This window comes from Thermosyntropha lipolytica DSM 11003, assembly GCF_900129805.1.
Classification (GTDB): Bacteria; Bacillota; Syntrophomonadia; order Syntrophomonadales; family Syntrophomonadaceae; genus Thermosyntropha; species Thermosyntropha lipolytica.
This window is the reverse complement of sequence record NZ_FQWY01000007.1, coordinates 37,202-52,784: the sequence shown is the minus strand read 5'-3', so window position 1 is coordinate 52,784 and position 15,583 is coordinate 37,202. Positions and strand designations below refer to the sequence as shown.

Annotated in this window: 15 protein-coding genes and 1 tRNA gene; 3 read left to right on the top strand and 13 right to left on the bottom strand. The window is 41.0% G+C overall.

Annotated elements, in window-relative coordinates; translation table 11 throughout:
* Positions 1 to 25 precede the first annotated feature (25 nt).
* The 6 genes from mqnE to BUB92_RS03045 all read right to left on the bottom strand — a co-directional run bounded on the left by mqnE (position 26) and on the right by BUB92_RS03045 (position 5,266).
* Positions 26 to 1,105 carry an aminofutalosine synthase MqnE gene (mqnE, locus tag BUB92_RS03070; RefSeq protein WP_073089803.1) on the bottom strand — a complete coding sequence of 360 codons (1,080 nt, stop codon included), beginning with the start codon at positions 1,103 to 1,105 and terminating at the stop codon, positions 26 to 28.
* A gap of 63 nt (positions 1,106 to 1,168) precedes the next feature.
* Entirely contained in the window at positions 1,169 to 2,878 is a 1,710-nt protein-coding gene (locus tag BUB92_RS03065) for an ABC-ATPase domain-containing protein (protein ID WP_073089800.1), read from the bottom strand.
* 95 nt (positions 2,879 to 2,973) lie between these two features.
* On the bottom strand, positions 2,974 to 3,894 hold the full coding sequence (locus tag BUB92_RS03060) for a D-alanine--D-alanine ligase (RefSeq protein ID WP_073089797.1): 921 nt from the start codon (positions 3,892 to 3,894) through the stop codon (positions 2,974 to 2,976).
* A 206-nt stretch (positions 3,895 to 4,100) separates the two neighbouring features.
* Positions 4,101 to 4,176 (bottom strand) — tRNA-Trp (locus tag BUB92_RS03055).
* Between the two features lie 88 nt (positions 4,177 to 4,264).
* Positions 4,265 to 4,750, bottom strand: coding sequence for a methylated-DNA--[protein]-cysteine S-methyltransferase (locus BUB92_RS03050; protein ID WP_073089794.1), 486 nt, complete (start codon positions 4,748 to 4,750; stop codon positions 4,265 to 4,267).
* A gap of 15 nt (positions 4,751 to 4,765) precedes the next feature.
* Entirely contained in the window at positions 4,766 to 5,266 is a 501-nt protein-coding gene (locus BUB92_RS03045; protein ID WP_073089789.1) for a hypothetical protein, read from the bottom strand.
* A 340-nt stretch (positions 5,267 to 5,606) separates the two neighbouring features.
* On the opposite strand from BUB92_RS03045, the gene BUB92_RS03040 reads away from it, so the two are divergent.
* Positions 5,607 to 6,536 carry a DMT family transporter gene (locus BUB92_RS03040; protein WP_073089785.1) on the top strand — a complete coding sequence of 310 codons (930 nt, stop codon included), beginning with the start codon at positions 5,607 to 5,609 and terminating at the stop codon, positions 6,534 to 6,536.
* A 14-nt stretch (positions 6,537 to 6,550) separates the two neighbouring features.
* On the opposite strand, the gene BUB92_RS03035 is transcribed toward BUB92_RS03040, so the two are convergent.
* On the bottom strand, positions 6,551 to 7,684 hold the full coding sequence (locus BUB92_RS03035) for a TSUP family transporter (protein WP_242938987.1): 1,134 nt from the start codon (positions 7,682 to 7,684) through the stop codon (positions 6,551 to 6,553).
* Positions 7,685 to 7,853: 169 nt separating this feature from the next.
* Here BUB92_RS03035 and BUB92_RS03025 point away from each other — a divergent pair, with 169 nt between their 5' ends.
* Together BUB92_RS03025 and BUB92_RS03020 are read left to right on the top strand one after the other, a co-directional pair.
* A complete protein-coding gene (locus BUB92_RS03025; protein ID WP_073089783.1) occupies positions 7,854 to 9,359 on the top strand; it encodes a methyl-accepting chemotaxis protein in 1,506 nt (501 codons plus the stop codon).
* 315 nt (positions 9,360 to 9,674) lie between these two features.
* Positions 9,675 to 11,063, top strand: a complete 1,389-nt coding sequence (locus BUB92_RS03020) for an acetyl-CoA hydrolase/transferase family protein (protein WP_084728295.1) — start codon at positions 9,675 to 9,677, stop codon at positions 11,061 to 11,063.
* Positions 11,064 to 11,175: 112 nt separating this feature from the next.
* On the opposite strand, the gene BUB92_RS03015 is transcribed toward BUB92_RS03020, so the two are convergent.
* From BUB92_RS03015 to BUB92_RS02990, 6 genes are all read right to left on the bottom strand, one after another.
* A complete protein-coding gene (locus BUB92_RS03015; protein WP_073089776.1) occupies positions 11,176 to 12,003 on the bottom strand; it encodes a GGDEF domain-containing protein in 828 nt (275 codons plus the stop codon).
* Positions 12,004 to 12,008: 5 nt separating this feature from the next.
* Positions 12,009 to 12,968 (bottom strand): SpoIIE family protein phosphatase, encoded by a 960-nt coding sequence (locus BUB92_RS03010; protein ID WP_073089774.1) that lies wholly within the window; start codon positions 12,966 to 12,968, stop codon positions 12,009 to 12,011.
* Positions 12,965 to 13,390 (bottom strand): anti-sigma regulatory factor, encoded by a 426-nt coding sequence (locus BUB92_RS03005; protein ID WP_242938986.1) that lies wholly within the window; start codon positions 13,388 to 13,390, stop codon positions 12,965 to 12,967. The genes BUB92_RS03010 and BUB92_RS03005 overlap by 4 nt, the downstream gene beginning before the upstream one ends.
* Positions 13,391 to 13,400: 10 nt before the next feature.
* Positions 13,401 to 13,769, bottom strand: a complete 369-nt coding sequence (locus BUB92_RS03000; RefSeq protein WP_073089771.1) for an STAS domain-containing protein — start codon at positions 13,767 to 13,769, stop codon at positions 13,401 to 13,403.
* Position 13,770: 1 nt separating this feature from the next.
* Entirely contained in the window at positions 13,771 to 14,475 is a 705-nt protein-coding gene (locus BUB92_RS02995) for an STAS domain-containing protein (RefSeq protein WP_073089769.1), read from the bottom strand.
* 253 nt (positions 14,476 to 14,728) lie between these two features.
* A complete protein-coding gene (locus tag BUB92_RS02990) occupies positions 14,729 to 15,490 on the bottom strand; it encodes a response regulator (protein WP_073089765.1) in 762 nt (253 codons plus the stop codon).
* Positions 15,491 to 15,583 lie beyond the last annotated feature (93 nt).

The following is a 15,583-nucleotide window of genomic DNA, read 5'->3' as shown; positions in this document are numbered from 1 at the left end:
GTTCCTCCGCCCCCCTGCTATCTGGTTAATAAGTCTGGAGAATATTATAGACCGTGTCCCGTTCTGCTGGTATATAGCCGGCTTCTTTTATAAGCCTTATAATACTAGTTTTGGAAATGCCTTTATCCGTTTTGGCTCCGGCAGCATGCATAATTTTTTCCTCGATAATAGTTCCATCCAGGTCATCAGCCCCAAATTCCAGAGCTATCTGGGCTACGGGAATACCCAGCATGACCCAGAAGGCTTTTATATGTTCTATGTTATCCAGGATCAGCCTGGATATGGCTATAGTTTTAAGCTGGTCGAAAACACTCGTTTTATTCAGGTGGGCCAGAGCTGTATTTTCCGGCAGGAAAGGCAGAGGAATAAAAGCCTTAAAACCGGGAGCTTCATCCTGCAATTCCCTTAATTTAAGCAAATGGTTTATCCGGTCCTCGTAATTTTCGATATGCCCAAAAAGCATGGTACAGTTAGTCTTAATTCCCAGCTTATGAGCTATGCGGTGTACCTCCAGCCATTCTTCACTGCTTGCTTTGCGCGGACAAAGCTCTTTTCTTATCCTGTCATCTAAAATCTCGGCTCCCCCACCGGGAATAGCATCCAGGCCGGCATCCTTCAAAGCACAAAGAACTTCCTCCACGGAGAGATGGCTTATATTAGCCAGATAGACGATTTCAACAGCAGTCAATGCCTGAATAAGTATATGCGGATAGGCTTTTTTAAGACGGCTTATTATTTCCACATAATAATCGAGAGTAAGTTTAGGATTTAATGCGCTTACAATATGAAATTCCGTTATCCCCTGATCTACAGCCCTGGAGGCATAGTCAAAAGCTTGCTCTACCGTCATGGCATAAGGTTTAGGTGCGTTTTCATCTACCCCGAATGCGCAGAACTTGCACTTGGAAACACATATATTAGTCAAGTTAATATGGCAGTTAACATTAAAAAAAACATAGTCCCCTATAAGCTGCTTCTTTTTTTCTTTGGCTATTTGCCCGATAGATAAAAGATCAGGAAACTCATATAGAAAAAGCCCATCTTCCTTAGTTAAACGTATGCCATTTGCAACTTTTTCTCTTATCTCAGCAAGTCTTTTATCCATTTCTTCTCTCCCCTGATTATTTAAAATCTATTATAACAAATAAATGTACTGCAGGTAAGAAAACTATTTTATTTGCAAAGTACGCAGGCGATTAAGAGCCGCCCCCAATTCGTAAGGGCGCACCCAAACCAGATCCCCCGGATGCTGGCCGGCAGGAAAAGGGGATATAACCTCAAAATTATCCGCTATATCTTCATATACCTTATCAATTATTTCCCTTAAACTTCGCCTGTCATCAACATACCGCTGCATATAGACCAGCAGATGAGCAATAGCTCTGGTCTGCCCGGGGTCTATCAGCTGTTCTACCGCCGACAGGTCAATAGCTGTTTTGCCATAAAGCACCGTGTCGATTCCTTTGGCGGCTACCTTGGCTTTTTTATGCCTGCCGTCTGACCAGCTGGCCTTTTTTATGATGCGGAAGGCATTTACTTCTAAACGGTTTCTCTTCTCTATAATCCGCTGGCTAGGAACTTCCTGCACTATTTTTCTGGCTTTATCGGTTACATTATAAACCTGGTAGCTGTCGAGCATAATAACCGTATCTGCTACCTCCAGATAATCTCCTGATCCTCCTATAACCAGGATGCTGGAGACTCCCTGCTCTTCATAAAGCTGCCTTACCCGATCTATAAAAGGAGTTATAGGTTCCTTATCTTTGGCAATAAGCCTTTGCATCCGCTCATCGCGTATCATGAAATTAGTAGCACTAGTATCTTCATCGAGGAGCAAAAGCCTAGCGCCCAATTCTAATGCTTCCATAATATTGGCAGCCTGCGAAGTGCTGCCACTGGCATTTTCCGTGGAAAAACTTTTCGTATCCTTCTGGAAAGGCAGGTTGTCAATAAAACAACTTATGTCAACCTTTTCTATATTTCTGCCATCTTCCGCTCTTATCTTTACGGCATCTCTTACCGTTATCACCCATTCCCGGCCATCACCCTTTATATGGTTATATACTCCTCTTTCCAGGGCTTTTAAGAGGGTGCTTTTACCATGAAAACCTCCGCCGGTTATCAGCGTTACCCCTTTTCTTATGCCCATGCCGGTTATAGGCCCATGATGAGGAGTAGTAATAGTTATCTGTAAATCAGGAGGAGACTTGAATTTAACTGCTTCTCTCGCCGGCAGAGGAAGATTGCTGTTACCGCTCCTGCGCGGCAATATGGCTCCATTGCCGACAAAAGCCACCAGGCCCAGCTCATCCAGTTTTTCGCGTAAATATTCCTGGTCGGCAAAAAGATTAACATGTTCCTCCAGCATATGCGGGTCAAGCTCTTTATAATAAAGGCATTTTTCCGCTATAAGAGGTAAAATATGGAGGAAAATATGCAGGGCCGCCTGTCCTTTTATCGTTCTCCCGCTAGCGGGAAGGCCTACGGATAACCTGGCTTCTATAAATTCCGAAGTTATCTTTACGGCCGTCCTCTTTATGACCTCCTGGCCTCCGGCATCGATAAAGATGAGCCCGCTGTTGCCAGTGCCGGCCGGTTTAAGATTAAGCCTGTCTAGTTCCTTTTTTATAAGCCGGGCAATAATATCTTCTAAAGCGGTAAGCTTTACTCCCTGGTAAAGATGCTTGGGAAAGCCGGCTTTAGCTATAGGCACCCTTAAGCGTATGCGGCTCATAGGGGCAAAAGGGTCGGCCTGGGCATGATCTATATAAAGATAACAGGTATTAAGCTCATATTCTCCTTCTATCTCCTTGTAGGCTTTATAACCGCGCCCATCAATGCGGGATATAATCCTCTTAAGATCTTCCGCCTTATACATTACATCTATTACCTCCTGCCATAATTAAAATAGCCTCAAGATACCCATCTTAAGGCTATTATTTATCTTCTATTTAATTTTAAACAGGATACCGGTTATTGCAAAGCCAGTTTTACAATGCGATCCACCAGTTCTTCAAAACTCATGCCGGCTGCCCTAGCTGCATCAGGCACCAGGCTCATTTCCGTCATACCCGGGATAGTATTTATCTCCAGAACCCAGGGCTGATCATCCTTATCGACTATAAAATCAATCCGGGCAAAACCGCGACAGCCTACGGCTTTATAGACCTTGCTGCTTATTTCCCTAACTTTAGTTTCTGCCTTTTTCGTAATCCGGGCCGGAATTATGTGCTGGCACATTCCAGGCGTATATTTCGATTGATAATCATAAAATTCATTGGCTGAAGTTATTTCAATTATCGGCAAGACTACCGGATCTTCATTGCCTAAAAGAGCAGCCGTAACTTCGGTACCGGCGATAAATTTTTCCACCAGGACTTCATCATCGTAATTAAAGGCATCGTTTATCGCTTCCCGCAAAGCTTCTGCATTTTTCACAATATGCGTACCGATGCTGGAACCCTGGGTAGGTGCCTTAACTACTAGCGGACAGCCTAATTTATCCATTATAGATGAGACATCTTCAGGGACAAACCCTTTTCTTTTTATAACCACATATTCAGCAGTAGGGATATTTTCACATGTCAGTATCTTTTTTGTTAATATCTTATTCATGCCGATAATACTGGCCGTCATGCCCGAACCGGTATAAGGTATTCCCAGAAGATCCAGATAAGCCTGCATCCTTCCATCTTCCCCGTACTTGCCGTGCAGTGCATTAAAGACAACATCAGGCTTAATGCGGGATATTTCCGCCAGATTGTCTTTATTCACATCCAAAACTTCCACCGCATAGCCTGCCTTTTTAAGGCCTTCAGCCACCGCTTTTCCGCTTTTCAGGGAAATTTCCCGTTCGGAGGAAGTTCCCCCGTATAAAACTAGGACTTTAACCATTAAAATTCACCTCAGCAAAATTTTTACTAATTTATATGATTTATTTATACCACAGTATATCTTAGGAAAGAAAATTCTGACCTGTTTTTGCCTGGTAAAGACAAGTTCAGGGATTTTTGGGCCTTCTTGCAGCTTAAATATAAAAAGCCACCTTCCTCTCCAGGTGGCCTTACTTATACTATTTTCGCCCCGCCTATTTTACTAGATGGCAGGGGAGACGCGACTCGAACACGCAACCCTCGGTTTTGGAGACCGATGCTCTGCCAATTGAGCTACTCCCCTGCAACAAATTTCTGACGGTAATTATTATAACTTCTCTATCCCAAAAAAGCAAGAGGTTTATGCCGAGATCCTTCCTCCATATAGAACCTTATGTCCGGTTTTTTAATTCCAAAGCGATAAGCCTGCTCTTAACTTCAACCCCGCCTTTATATCCGCCTATTTTCCCATCACTCCTTACCACCCGGTGGCAAGGTATAAATATGGGAAGCGGATTTTTTTGGCAGGCAAGGGCTACTGCCCTGTAACTCCGGGGATTACCCATACGGAAAGCAATTTCTCTATAGCTGGTAAGCTCACCATAGGGTAGGCTTAATAGATAATGCCACACCTTCTGCAGGAAAGGGGTTCCTTCTGGTTTGAGAGGCAAGGTAAAATACTTTCTTCTGCCTGCCAGATACTGATCAAGCTGCCGGGCAGCTTCTTCAAGCAGAGGAAGACTTTTTCCTTCCGTACAGGCCAGGGAAAAATTCAGCTTTCCCAATTCATGTTCAAAATAAAGAGCAGTTAGAAAATTTTCCTCCCCGACTATGAACAAATTTCCTATTTCCGTATCATGCCGCAATACGCCTGGCATTTGCTTACCTCTTTGCTATCTCTGCGGATTAAGTATTATGCCGATACTGGTATTATAGCCTTCATATTCATTACTTTTAGCTATATCAATAGTATAAGTGTAATTTCCTATGAAACCATAGGAAGTCAAACTTTCCCCGGTTTTAGTTTCCGTTATAGGCTGAGCTTTAGTCAGGATATTTTCATAAAAACTCATGACTTTTTTTACATCATCTTTAGTACAGGCAACTATGGTGTAGCCACCTTCCAGTTCTATCACCTGGAAAATATGGCTTCCTTCGTATATAGGTAACAGATCAGAAGGATATCCTTTCGGCAGGGCAACACCCTTTTTATCATCATAATCCATTTTCATCGTACCCTGAGGTTCATTTACCGGGGTTGGGCTATCAGCCTTATTTTCCGTTACCGCGGCTTTATCAGAAGCTTTTTCCTTTTCTGTCTTGCTGCCCCCGCAGGCTAAGGTGGAAAATAAAAGAAAAATTACCAGCAGTAATAACCAACCTTTTTTACGCATAACTCGATCTCCCTTCTTTCTACTTGAACGCCTGAACCATAACCTGGCTGATAAAAAAATATCTTTTTCCGGTTTTTACAATCATTTTAAACCGGAATACTATCACCCCTCTATTTATAAAGTTAATGTACTTTCATTTTATCAATTTCTGGCAAACATTAAAACAGGTTGAAATAAATTTCTCTCTTTCTTACTGGCAACATATTCCCTCTCTTAAATTGCGAAGGTTTAATACCCACCATAAATTACACCAAGATATAGACTTTTTAACCACCAGCTATTATCATATTTTTTGTATCTTATTTCACCATCCATCATAGCGAAGATGAGGAGAATTATCATGTCAGGAACTGGAAACAAGCTAACCTATCTGGCTCTTTTGATCACTATCCTGGTGTGGGGGCTTTCTTTTATCGCCACCAAAATAGCTTTAATAAGCTTCCCCCCGGTTATATATATGTTCCTTCGTTTCAGCCTAGCTTCTGTTCTGTTCTTTTTTATATTGCTTAAAAGAGGTATTCCCCAATTATCTGCTGATGAACATAAAAAGCTTTTTCTGCTGGCCTTTTTTGAACCAGGTCTTTACTATTTTTTTGAGGCTACCGGGTTGGTCTATACGACAGCTTCCAAAGCCTCCATTATAATATCAACTGTCCCGATAGCGGTAATCCTGCTGGCCAGAATAGTCCTCAAAGAAAAGATAAGCCGGCAAAACCTGCTTGGCATCTTAATTTCTATAACCGGAGTTTGCCTTCTGGTTTTAGGTGATCCCAACTTTTCCTGGTCCCTTCAGGGTTCTTTGCTAGGAGATATTTTAGTTTCAGGAGCCATAGTATCAGCTGCCTTCTATATGGTAATAACCAGACATTTAGGGCAGATTCTAGACTCTCTGGTTATCACCAGCTATCAGATGTTTTACGGAACCCTTATTTTTGCTCCTGTTTTTTTAGTCCAGTATTCTTCGCTAAACTGGACCCAGATCTACCTGCCTTCGCTGGCAGCTATCCTGTTTTTGGCCCTATTTCCTACGGTAATAGGCTACTGGTCTTATAACTATGCTCTTACCCAGATTCCGGCTTCCAAGGCAGGTGTTTTCTTAAATGGAGTTCCCCTGGTCACTGCTCTGGGGGCCTGGCTGATATTAGGAGAGAAGCTGGTTGCGATGCAGATATTAGGAGGTATCATCGCCATAGCCGGAGTTATAATAGCTAACCTGGAGGACATAAAAAACTTTTCTTATCGCCATTCTACCTCCTATATAAAAAATTAAAAAGGGCTAGTACTCTAGCCCCAGATAGCCATCTGCAGCCCTACCAGACAGAGAAGGATTCCCACGAATTTTACAAACGTTTCCTGCGGCATCTTTTCGATGATTTTTTTGCCTGCCCAGGTGCCTCCTACCATGGCTATGCCCATAAATAAGCCTATACCTAAAGCCTGCCAGCCAATGTCTAAATACCTTTGATAAGCTATCGTCTTTACAATATGCATAACTGTAGCCGTAACTGCTTCACTGGCTACATAAGCAACAGGAGGAAGATTTAGCGCAAGGAATATAGCTGCTCCCAGAGGCCCGGCACTCCCTACTAACCCGGAAAGCCCCCCTACCAGCATACCCCCTGCCAGCAGGGTGATGTTTCCAGGTCTAAATCGGAGCAGGTTAAAATATTTTAGAATTACAAATATTATGATGGATACACCTATGATGCGGGTAATCAAGTGTTTGTCAACTACGGCAAAAGACCAGGCGCCTAACCAGGCAGCAGGTAAGGCACCAGCGATAAATAGCAATACTGGTTTCCATTTAATCTCATTAAATCCCATAAAAACCCGGGATAAATTCCCTATCAGCTGAGCCAGGGTCAGAACTGGAACGGCCAGGGCAGTGCCAATTGTTTTCGTGAGCAGAGGAAGCAAAAGCAGAGCTCCTCCAAAGCCTGCTGCTCCTGATATAGCTGCAGCTATAAAACTCCCGGCAAAAAGCAAACTGTATTTTATGGCCTCATCCTTGCTGAGCAAGCCGTTTAACGGTAAAGCAAATATATTTTTCACTATGACAAATATCAGCAATATCCAAATTCCTATAATTAATATACCTGCCGTCCAATTGCGGGGCATTTTTTCTCGCAAACGGGAAGCAGCTTCTCTTCTGCATTCCTTCATAACCTCTTCCGGAATAAGCCGAATAGCTAGAGCAAAACCCAAGGGGAGCAATATTAAATCATCAATATATCCTAGTATAGGAATAAAATCAGGGATCAGATCTACCGGGCTTAAGGCATAAGCAATGACTACGGCCAGCCATAAACGCGCATACCAGGGAATATCTTTTCTTTTACTTGCCAGATATAAAGCAAGCAATTCCGTTTGGAGCTCATGCTTATATTCTTTTATATTTTCCCGTTTCAGGCTTTTCATTTTGACCTTCTCCCTTTCTTAAAATAAAAAACAAGGCTTATAATTAATTTTTTCAATAAATAGTGTAATAATCTTATTTTATAATTACAAATAAAAAAATATAATTATAATATAAAATAATTAAACTATATAAAATATTTAAACTATTATGTGTGGCGGGGGGATTTAGGTGCAAGAACATTATCTCATAATCCAAAACCGGGAAGAAGGGCATAAAAAAGCTTTAATCATTATACCAGTAATCGCTTTCTTCTCCACCTTATTAGTTTTCGCTCTGGTACTCACCGGAAAGAATGCCGGAGTTTATGGGCTAAGAGAGGCTATAATTCTGGCTCTGGTTATGGTCATATTCTATTTAATAGCCCGTACCCTTATAAGGCTTTTTCCCCATCAATTCTGGAGCAGCTACGGATCAGTAACCTGTTTTGCCTTAACCCTTTTCGCTTTTGATTATGTGCTCCATTTTGCCGGTGACCTGCATATGGTTTTTATGCTTCTGGCTCCTTTCAGCATCATTTATTTTGATCGCCTGCTTACTGTATATGCCTATGTATTAAGCTGCCTTATGCATACCATATTGATTATAAAATTCCCCGGCGAAGCAGGTGTTAATATGATTGCTACCCGCTATTTCAACTATACCTGGGTAGCTATGATTTCCTATTTTGCCGCGGGAATTTTTGCCCGCACTATGCAAACGGCAGTTGAAAACGATATCCAGTCCCAAAATCTCAATAATCAGCTGAAAAAAATAGGCAGCGAGGTAGTGCAAAAAGCAGAGGAGCTTAACCAGGCAGTGGAAACTCTGCTTAAAGCCGCCTCTTCTACCGGCGAAGCTGCTGACAGAGTACGGCTTAATATCGAACAAATCGCTCAGGCTTCTAATTCGGAAGCCAGCTGTGCTTCTACTACCAGTCAGGCGGTAAAACAGATGCTGATTGCCCTTAATAATTCCGGAGATAATTTAAGCCAGATAAACCAGAAAACCCAGGATTTTATCCAGGTTATAGACCAGGGACTTGGTTTCATCAAAGAACAAAAATCCTGCAGCCAGCTGCAGGAAAAATCTATGCAGGCAGTCAAAACCGCAGTTAACAGCCTGCATGGCAAATCCCAGGAGATTCAAAATATTATCCTTACCATAAGCAACATATCTGACCAGACTAATCTTCTGGCTCTCAATGCAGCCATTGAGGCCGCCAGAGCCGGTGAAGCAGGCAAAGGCTTTGCAGTGGTAGCCGATGAAGTCAGAAAACTGGCTGAACAATCCGGTGAAGCCGCCAAGTATATATCCCAGCTGGTATATGAAGTACAAACCGGCATAAATCAAACGGTAAGCGAATTACAGACAGCAGATAAATATGCAGCCGAACAGATGGCAGCTACCGAAAAGACCAGTTCGATTTTTGACGATATCCAAAAAGGTGCTTCTATGATCAATGATTCCCTGCAGGAGATTTCGGCGATGATGGAAGAACTTTTAGCCTCTACCAACCAGATTGAAGAAAGTGTGGAAAATGTTTCTGCCATAGCGGAAGAAAATGCCGCCTCTACCCAGGAAGTAGCCGAACTGGCCAGCGCGCAAAATGAACAGGTGAAAATTATTGTTGATATGACTGCCAGTATTAAAGAAAAAGCCAGCTATTTACAAAAACTGGCGGGAGATTTAAAATAGGATAAATTTTATCCTCTGTCTTCTCGTGGAGCCTGGAGTTAAATCTCCAGGCTTTATTGTTTATAATAGATACCCCCGAATATATGGTTAATATTTCCATATATATCATGGTTAAATTTTACATATCGAATAATTGCTAATACAAATAAATTATAGACAAATATACGCATCGTAATATAATAAAATTATCAAGTTTAATTAATACAAGGTTCACAAAAAATAATAATTTTCACAGGGGGGGGATAGTTCTAAAGCATTTATGCCACATTTTTATGGAAATCAGCAGAATTAAACAAAAACAATGGGGGGATTAATATGTTTACATCATCAGAATTAATGAACAAATACAAAAGTAAATTAATAACTGCTGAACAGGCGGCGCAGCTTGTAAAAAATGGAGATAAAATTTCTTATGGTTCTTTTCATACTAAACCGATAGATTTTGATATAGCTTTAGCTAACCGGATTGCCGCTGGTGAAATCACCAAGCTTGATATCTGTATTGTGGGCACTATTCCACCTGTTCCCCAGGCGCTGGTAAAAATGATAGAGATGAGTGAGAAAGGTGATTTTAAGTATAATACTTCCTGGTTTGGGGTTATCGAAAGAGCAACTGCTGCTACGGGAGTACCTGCCTTTGTACCTGTCCAGTTTCAGGATGTCATCAAAACCAGAACTGAACCTCTCTGGCATGATTCCCTCAGACGCGATGTGGCAGTAATCCAGTGTGCCCCTATGGATAATTTCGGCAATTTTAACTTTGGTATAGTCAACGCTCATACCCGAAGAGATTTACTCAATACCCCTATTAAAATAGTAGAAGTAAACCAGAATTTCCCTGTGGTTTATGGAGGGGCTGAAGAACATATTCATATCGATGAAATCGACTACATTATTGAAGGCTCTAATAGTGAAATGTTTTATCTGCCTGAAATAGAGCCGACAGAAGTAGAAGTCAAGATTGCGCAGCATATAATTCCCTTGATAAGAGATGGTGCCTGTCTCCAGTTGGGAATAGGAGGAGTTCCCAATGCTATAGGCAAAATGATAGCTGATTCTGATTTGAAAGATCTAGGAGTACACAGCGAAATGTTCTGTGATGCTTTTTATGATCTTTACATGTGTGGTAAAATCACCAACAAGCGAAAAGTCAAAGATACCGGCAAGAGTGTATTTACCTTCAGCCTGTGTACCAAAAAGACCATGGAGTTTCTGCACAAAAACCCGCTTATGGCCTCATACAACGGAGAATATGTAACTGAATATTCCAATATTAAAGCCATAGATAACATGTTTGCCATAAATGCTACCCTGGAAATAGATATATTAGGACAGGCTACTTCTGAAACTATAGGGCAAACCCAGTATTCAGGAACCGGTGGAGCCTTAAGCTTTACCTGGGGAGCTTATGAATCAAGAGGAGGGACAGCAGTATTATGTCTTCCTTCTACCTATACGGATAAAGAAGGCAGACTCCACTCCAAAATAAAAGCCAGCCTTACCCCCGGAGCCGTAGTAACTATTCCCCGTTCCGTGATAAGCACAGTAGCTACTGAATACGGCATAGCCAATATCAAAGGTCTTCCCCTCTGGGCTCGGGCAGAAGCCTTAATAAACCTGGCTCACCCTGCTTTCCGGGATGAACTGGTAGCTGAAGCTGAAAAGATGAAAATATGGAGAAGGTCTAACAAGATAGAGCTATAAAGGCATAAAAACCTGTAAGCCGTATTTTCTCGGCTTACAGGTTCCGTTTTTAAGAAAATTGCTCCCCAAAGGGAAAACAGCTATAAACGCATTTTAATTTAACATAATTTGGCTATATCTCTTTTCCCTGCAGTTTTCCCTTTATGTCTCTAAAATTAACCACCCTATTTTTACCTGCGGCTTTGGCTTCATACATAGCCAGATCAGCATATCTGATAAGTTCATCAATAGTCTTGGGATTATCTTCCGTATAAGAAGCTGCCCCCAAACTGGCAGTAACATGTATTTTCCCATCACTTATAACTATCTCCCGGGCAGCGATGCTTTTGCGTATTCTTTCCAGAGGAATAAAAGATTGTTCATAATTGGCATTTCTTAATACCAGGATGAATTCTTCCCCTCCATACCTGAATACATAGTCTAAACCGCGAATGCTGCTTTTAATTGCATTCGCTACTTCCTGCAACACTTTATCTCCTGCTTCATGTCCATAAGTATCATTTATCTTTTTAAAATTATCCAGGTCGATGACTACCAAGACAAAAGGATCTCCTGTCTTCTGGGTTTCCAGTACAAGAGCCGGCAGAACCCGGGCCATCGCCAGCCGGTTATTAAGGCCAGTCAATACATCTTTTTCCACCTGTTCGCGTAGAGTAAGCAAATTGTTATCGATAGTCATCAATATCTGGGCAAAAAACTCATTGGCCCTGGTTATATAAATCCATTGTACGGCATCATTGTCCCTCTTTACATTAAGAACTTCCTCTAAAGCCCGCACATGTATGTCAAAAATATTTATCGCTTCGGTAAGATAAACATCACTTATGCTCAATAATTCATTAAAAGCATTCATTAAAATAGCTTCTTCTCCTCCATTGAAGATATATTCCCGCAGATATCTGGTATATTTGCTTACAAACAAGGCTATATTTTCAACCAATAGTTTTACCCCCTTACTACAACACAGGTAGCATCATCATCATAACTGCCAAAGTCTTCCAATATCTTATCCGCAATATACTGAGGTTCAGCATCAATATCTATATAATCATGAGAGGGCACAAACCTTGATATAATTCCATCTGTACATATAAGCAAAAGACTCTGGTACAAGTTGTCAATCTCCCGATTTATTTTGGCCGGAACAGGTTGCCGGCCTACAATTCCCGGTCTTTCGGCCAGTCTTTTTATATTTTTGGCGGTTATCTTCCAGGCCCTTATATTGCCAATATTTATATAATCTATGACATTACCGCCTATGCTGGCGACAAAAAGCTCACAACCCCTGGTATTTAATATTCTGTTTTCAATATGTTGAAATACTTTAAGGATGTTGGCTTCAACCAGTTCATCAACTGCTTCATATATCTTATCTCCGATATCAGCTGCCTTATCTCCATGGCCTAAAACATCAGCCACTACTATCACATAGAAACCATTAATATTTTTAACAACCGCTACATCCCCGCTTCTTTTTTCCCTTTTATGCGGCCTGCTGGCAATGCCATATTCCAACCTGTTTATTTTCTTGCCATTATCCCCGCATAATTTTATCCAAAGAGCTACCGTCCAGCCGCCTTCTTCATTGTTATTTATTGTCAAACGGTCAGCATATGATTTTACCACTTTAAGGCCTAACCCCAATCCAGGGCTCAGATCAGCCGGGATGTTATCTTTGGGGCCTTTCCCATAATCAAAAGCCACGATATCAAGGTCATCATCTTTAAGCATAAGCTCTATATACCCATAGCCGCCATACTTTAAAATATTGGTGCCTAATTCTCTGGTTATTAATATTATTTCCTTTCTATCCAGACGGTTTTTTTGTAAGAATTTTTTAACCCGGTATTCCAAAATAAATAAATCCGCACTGTCTCTTATATCCACCCGCAAGCTATCTTTCAAAAAGTACGCCTCCTCTTGGTAACAATAACTACTGTTCCCCGGTTAACTTCGGATTCAATAAAAAACGAATCCATCAGTCTTCTCACTCCGGACAAACCTAGCCCTAAACTCCCCTTGCTGGTGGTAAAACCGGCCTCTACTGCTGCTTCCACATTTTCTATCCCCGGTCCTTTATCTACGGCTGCTATTTCTATTTCTTTTTCTTCTCCTGTATTTTCCCTTATATATATAAATCCTGAACCGGCATATCTGAATATATTTCTTGCTAATTCGGAAACCGCCGTAGATATTTTGGTAATATCAGCTAGAGAAAAACCCATTCTTTTGGCAAAATCTTTAACCATCTGCCTGGCTACCACTATATCTCTCTCATCATTTATTTTTACCAGCATGTCATAATCTTCCATCTTAATATCCCGCAATGTTCCCACCTCATGAATGTTCTCTGGCTTTTACTAATTTACTAAGGGCATCTTCCAGATCCTGGGCAAATATTATCCCTCTCATATTCACACCCATCTGGGCCAGGGTGAGAGCAACATGGGGTTGCATCCCGCAAATCACCGTATCACATCCCATCATTTTGGCCATAATAGCTGTTTCCGACAGCGAATAGGAAATATAGCTATCCAGTATATCTATTAAACTGACATCGATAATAACCCCTTCGATAGCCTTTTCTTCAATTTCCGATAATATCTGTCTTTGCATAGCTTCTACGGTGGAATCGTCAAGCTCAATCTGTACAGGAACAATCAGATAATTATACAATTTAATCGTTGTAACTACCCTATCCTTCATTTTAGACTGCTCCTTTGCCTTCTTTCTCCGTTATACTTATCGCATACCGCAACCCGCTCTCCAGATCACGCTTTACCGTTACCATATTAAAATCTACTCCCAGCTTAACCAGGGTATGAGCTATAGATGGCTTAATACCTGTTATCACCACTTCGCATCCTAAAAGTTTAACCGCATTAAACATCTCTATCAAAAAGCCACCTACTATGGTGTCTATCAAAGGAACTCCTGTAACATCAACTATCACCACTTTGGCTCTCGTATCTGCTACAAATTCCAGCAATCTTTCCGCCATGCTCTGAGCCCTTTCACTGTCAAGCGTGCCTATTAAAGGAGCCACCACTACATCCTTCCATATCCTGATCGTAGGGGTAGCCAGTTCAGCCAATACTTCCTTCAACTCTTTAATCACCATATTTTTCTCTTCCAGGGCATGGTCGGCTACCTGCAATACCTGTCTTAAAACTTCTCCTGCCGGGAACCCCTCGATTTTTTCTCCTATTCTATCTAATCCCCGGGCGATATCTGACAATTTAAATTCCTCTACCAGATTAGCCAAACTATCTCGCATTTTTTTCTCATAAGCATCACTATCATAGCTTTCCATGAAAGATACCAGGAATTCTTCCCATTTAGCTTTGCGGCCTGTTATTTTATGCAGTTCCTCCAGCAGTATGTCCATATTATTCACTATCTTCTGTTTCACGGTATTCCCTCCTCAGACAGATTTTACGGTTATTAAAAATTTCATTCTAAACAAATTAGCTTAAATATTGATATTTTTAGCCTTAATTTTTTAGCATTTTTTTATCTTATTAAATTATGGATAAATGAATATTAAATATCAACCCAATTTTTTTATTTCGCCATTTAAACCGGATTACAGTTTAAAAAGGACCGGTATTTTTTTTAAACCTCCCCCTTCCCGGCAAGCTACTTTTAGCCTCCCATCTTTAATCCTATAAGCCTAGTTCTTGCAGCAATTCTTGCAGCGGCTCATCTTCCTGACCCTTGTATGTATATGACTTTTCTTTTTCAATTTTCAAGCCTTCTTTTAACAGAAAGTTTTTAATCTTCTCCCTGACTACCTGCAAACCTTGTTCATCTGTAAAAGGCAGTATAACTAAAACCTCTTTTCCTTCGACAACTTTTAATATATCAATCCTTCGCAAAGAACCTTTCAAAACTTCCAAACCTTTATCAATATTATCCTTATCCATTTTTATAACCATAAAAGAAGTAGGGTATTTTCCGCGCCAGCATCTCTGTACTTCTAAATCGATCAGCTCCGCGGCTTCTTCCTTTATGATGAAGAAATCTTTTTTCCTGCGCTCTTGTCGGGAATCGGACAAATACTTTTTCAATCTTAATACCAGGTCTTCTTCTTCAATGGGGACTACTATATAGTCACTGGCCCCGGCCAGAATAGCCTCTCTAACAATCGCCGCATTTCTTTCCGAAGTAAAGAAAACAATGGGAATTTCTTTATACAGGGGATGGCTTTTTAGCTTCCTGGTTAGTTCGATCCCGCTAATTCCCGGTAGAGTAGTATCAGTGATAATAAGCTTTATATTCTCCAAATATACCTGGGGTTGATTAAATATCAGACTGGCATTATCCAATTTAATTACATCGGTATCTTCTTTCCCTAATATTTTTAAAACATCGCTAATCTTATTCTGCATCAACCGGGAATCTTCGATAACCAATATCTTATCCATCCTGGCCTCCCTGGATTTGGTCTTTTTAAATGTAAACTTATCTTCTTAATTCTGCATAATACAACTATTTCCTCTTTTATCTGCCTATAAACT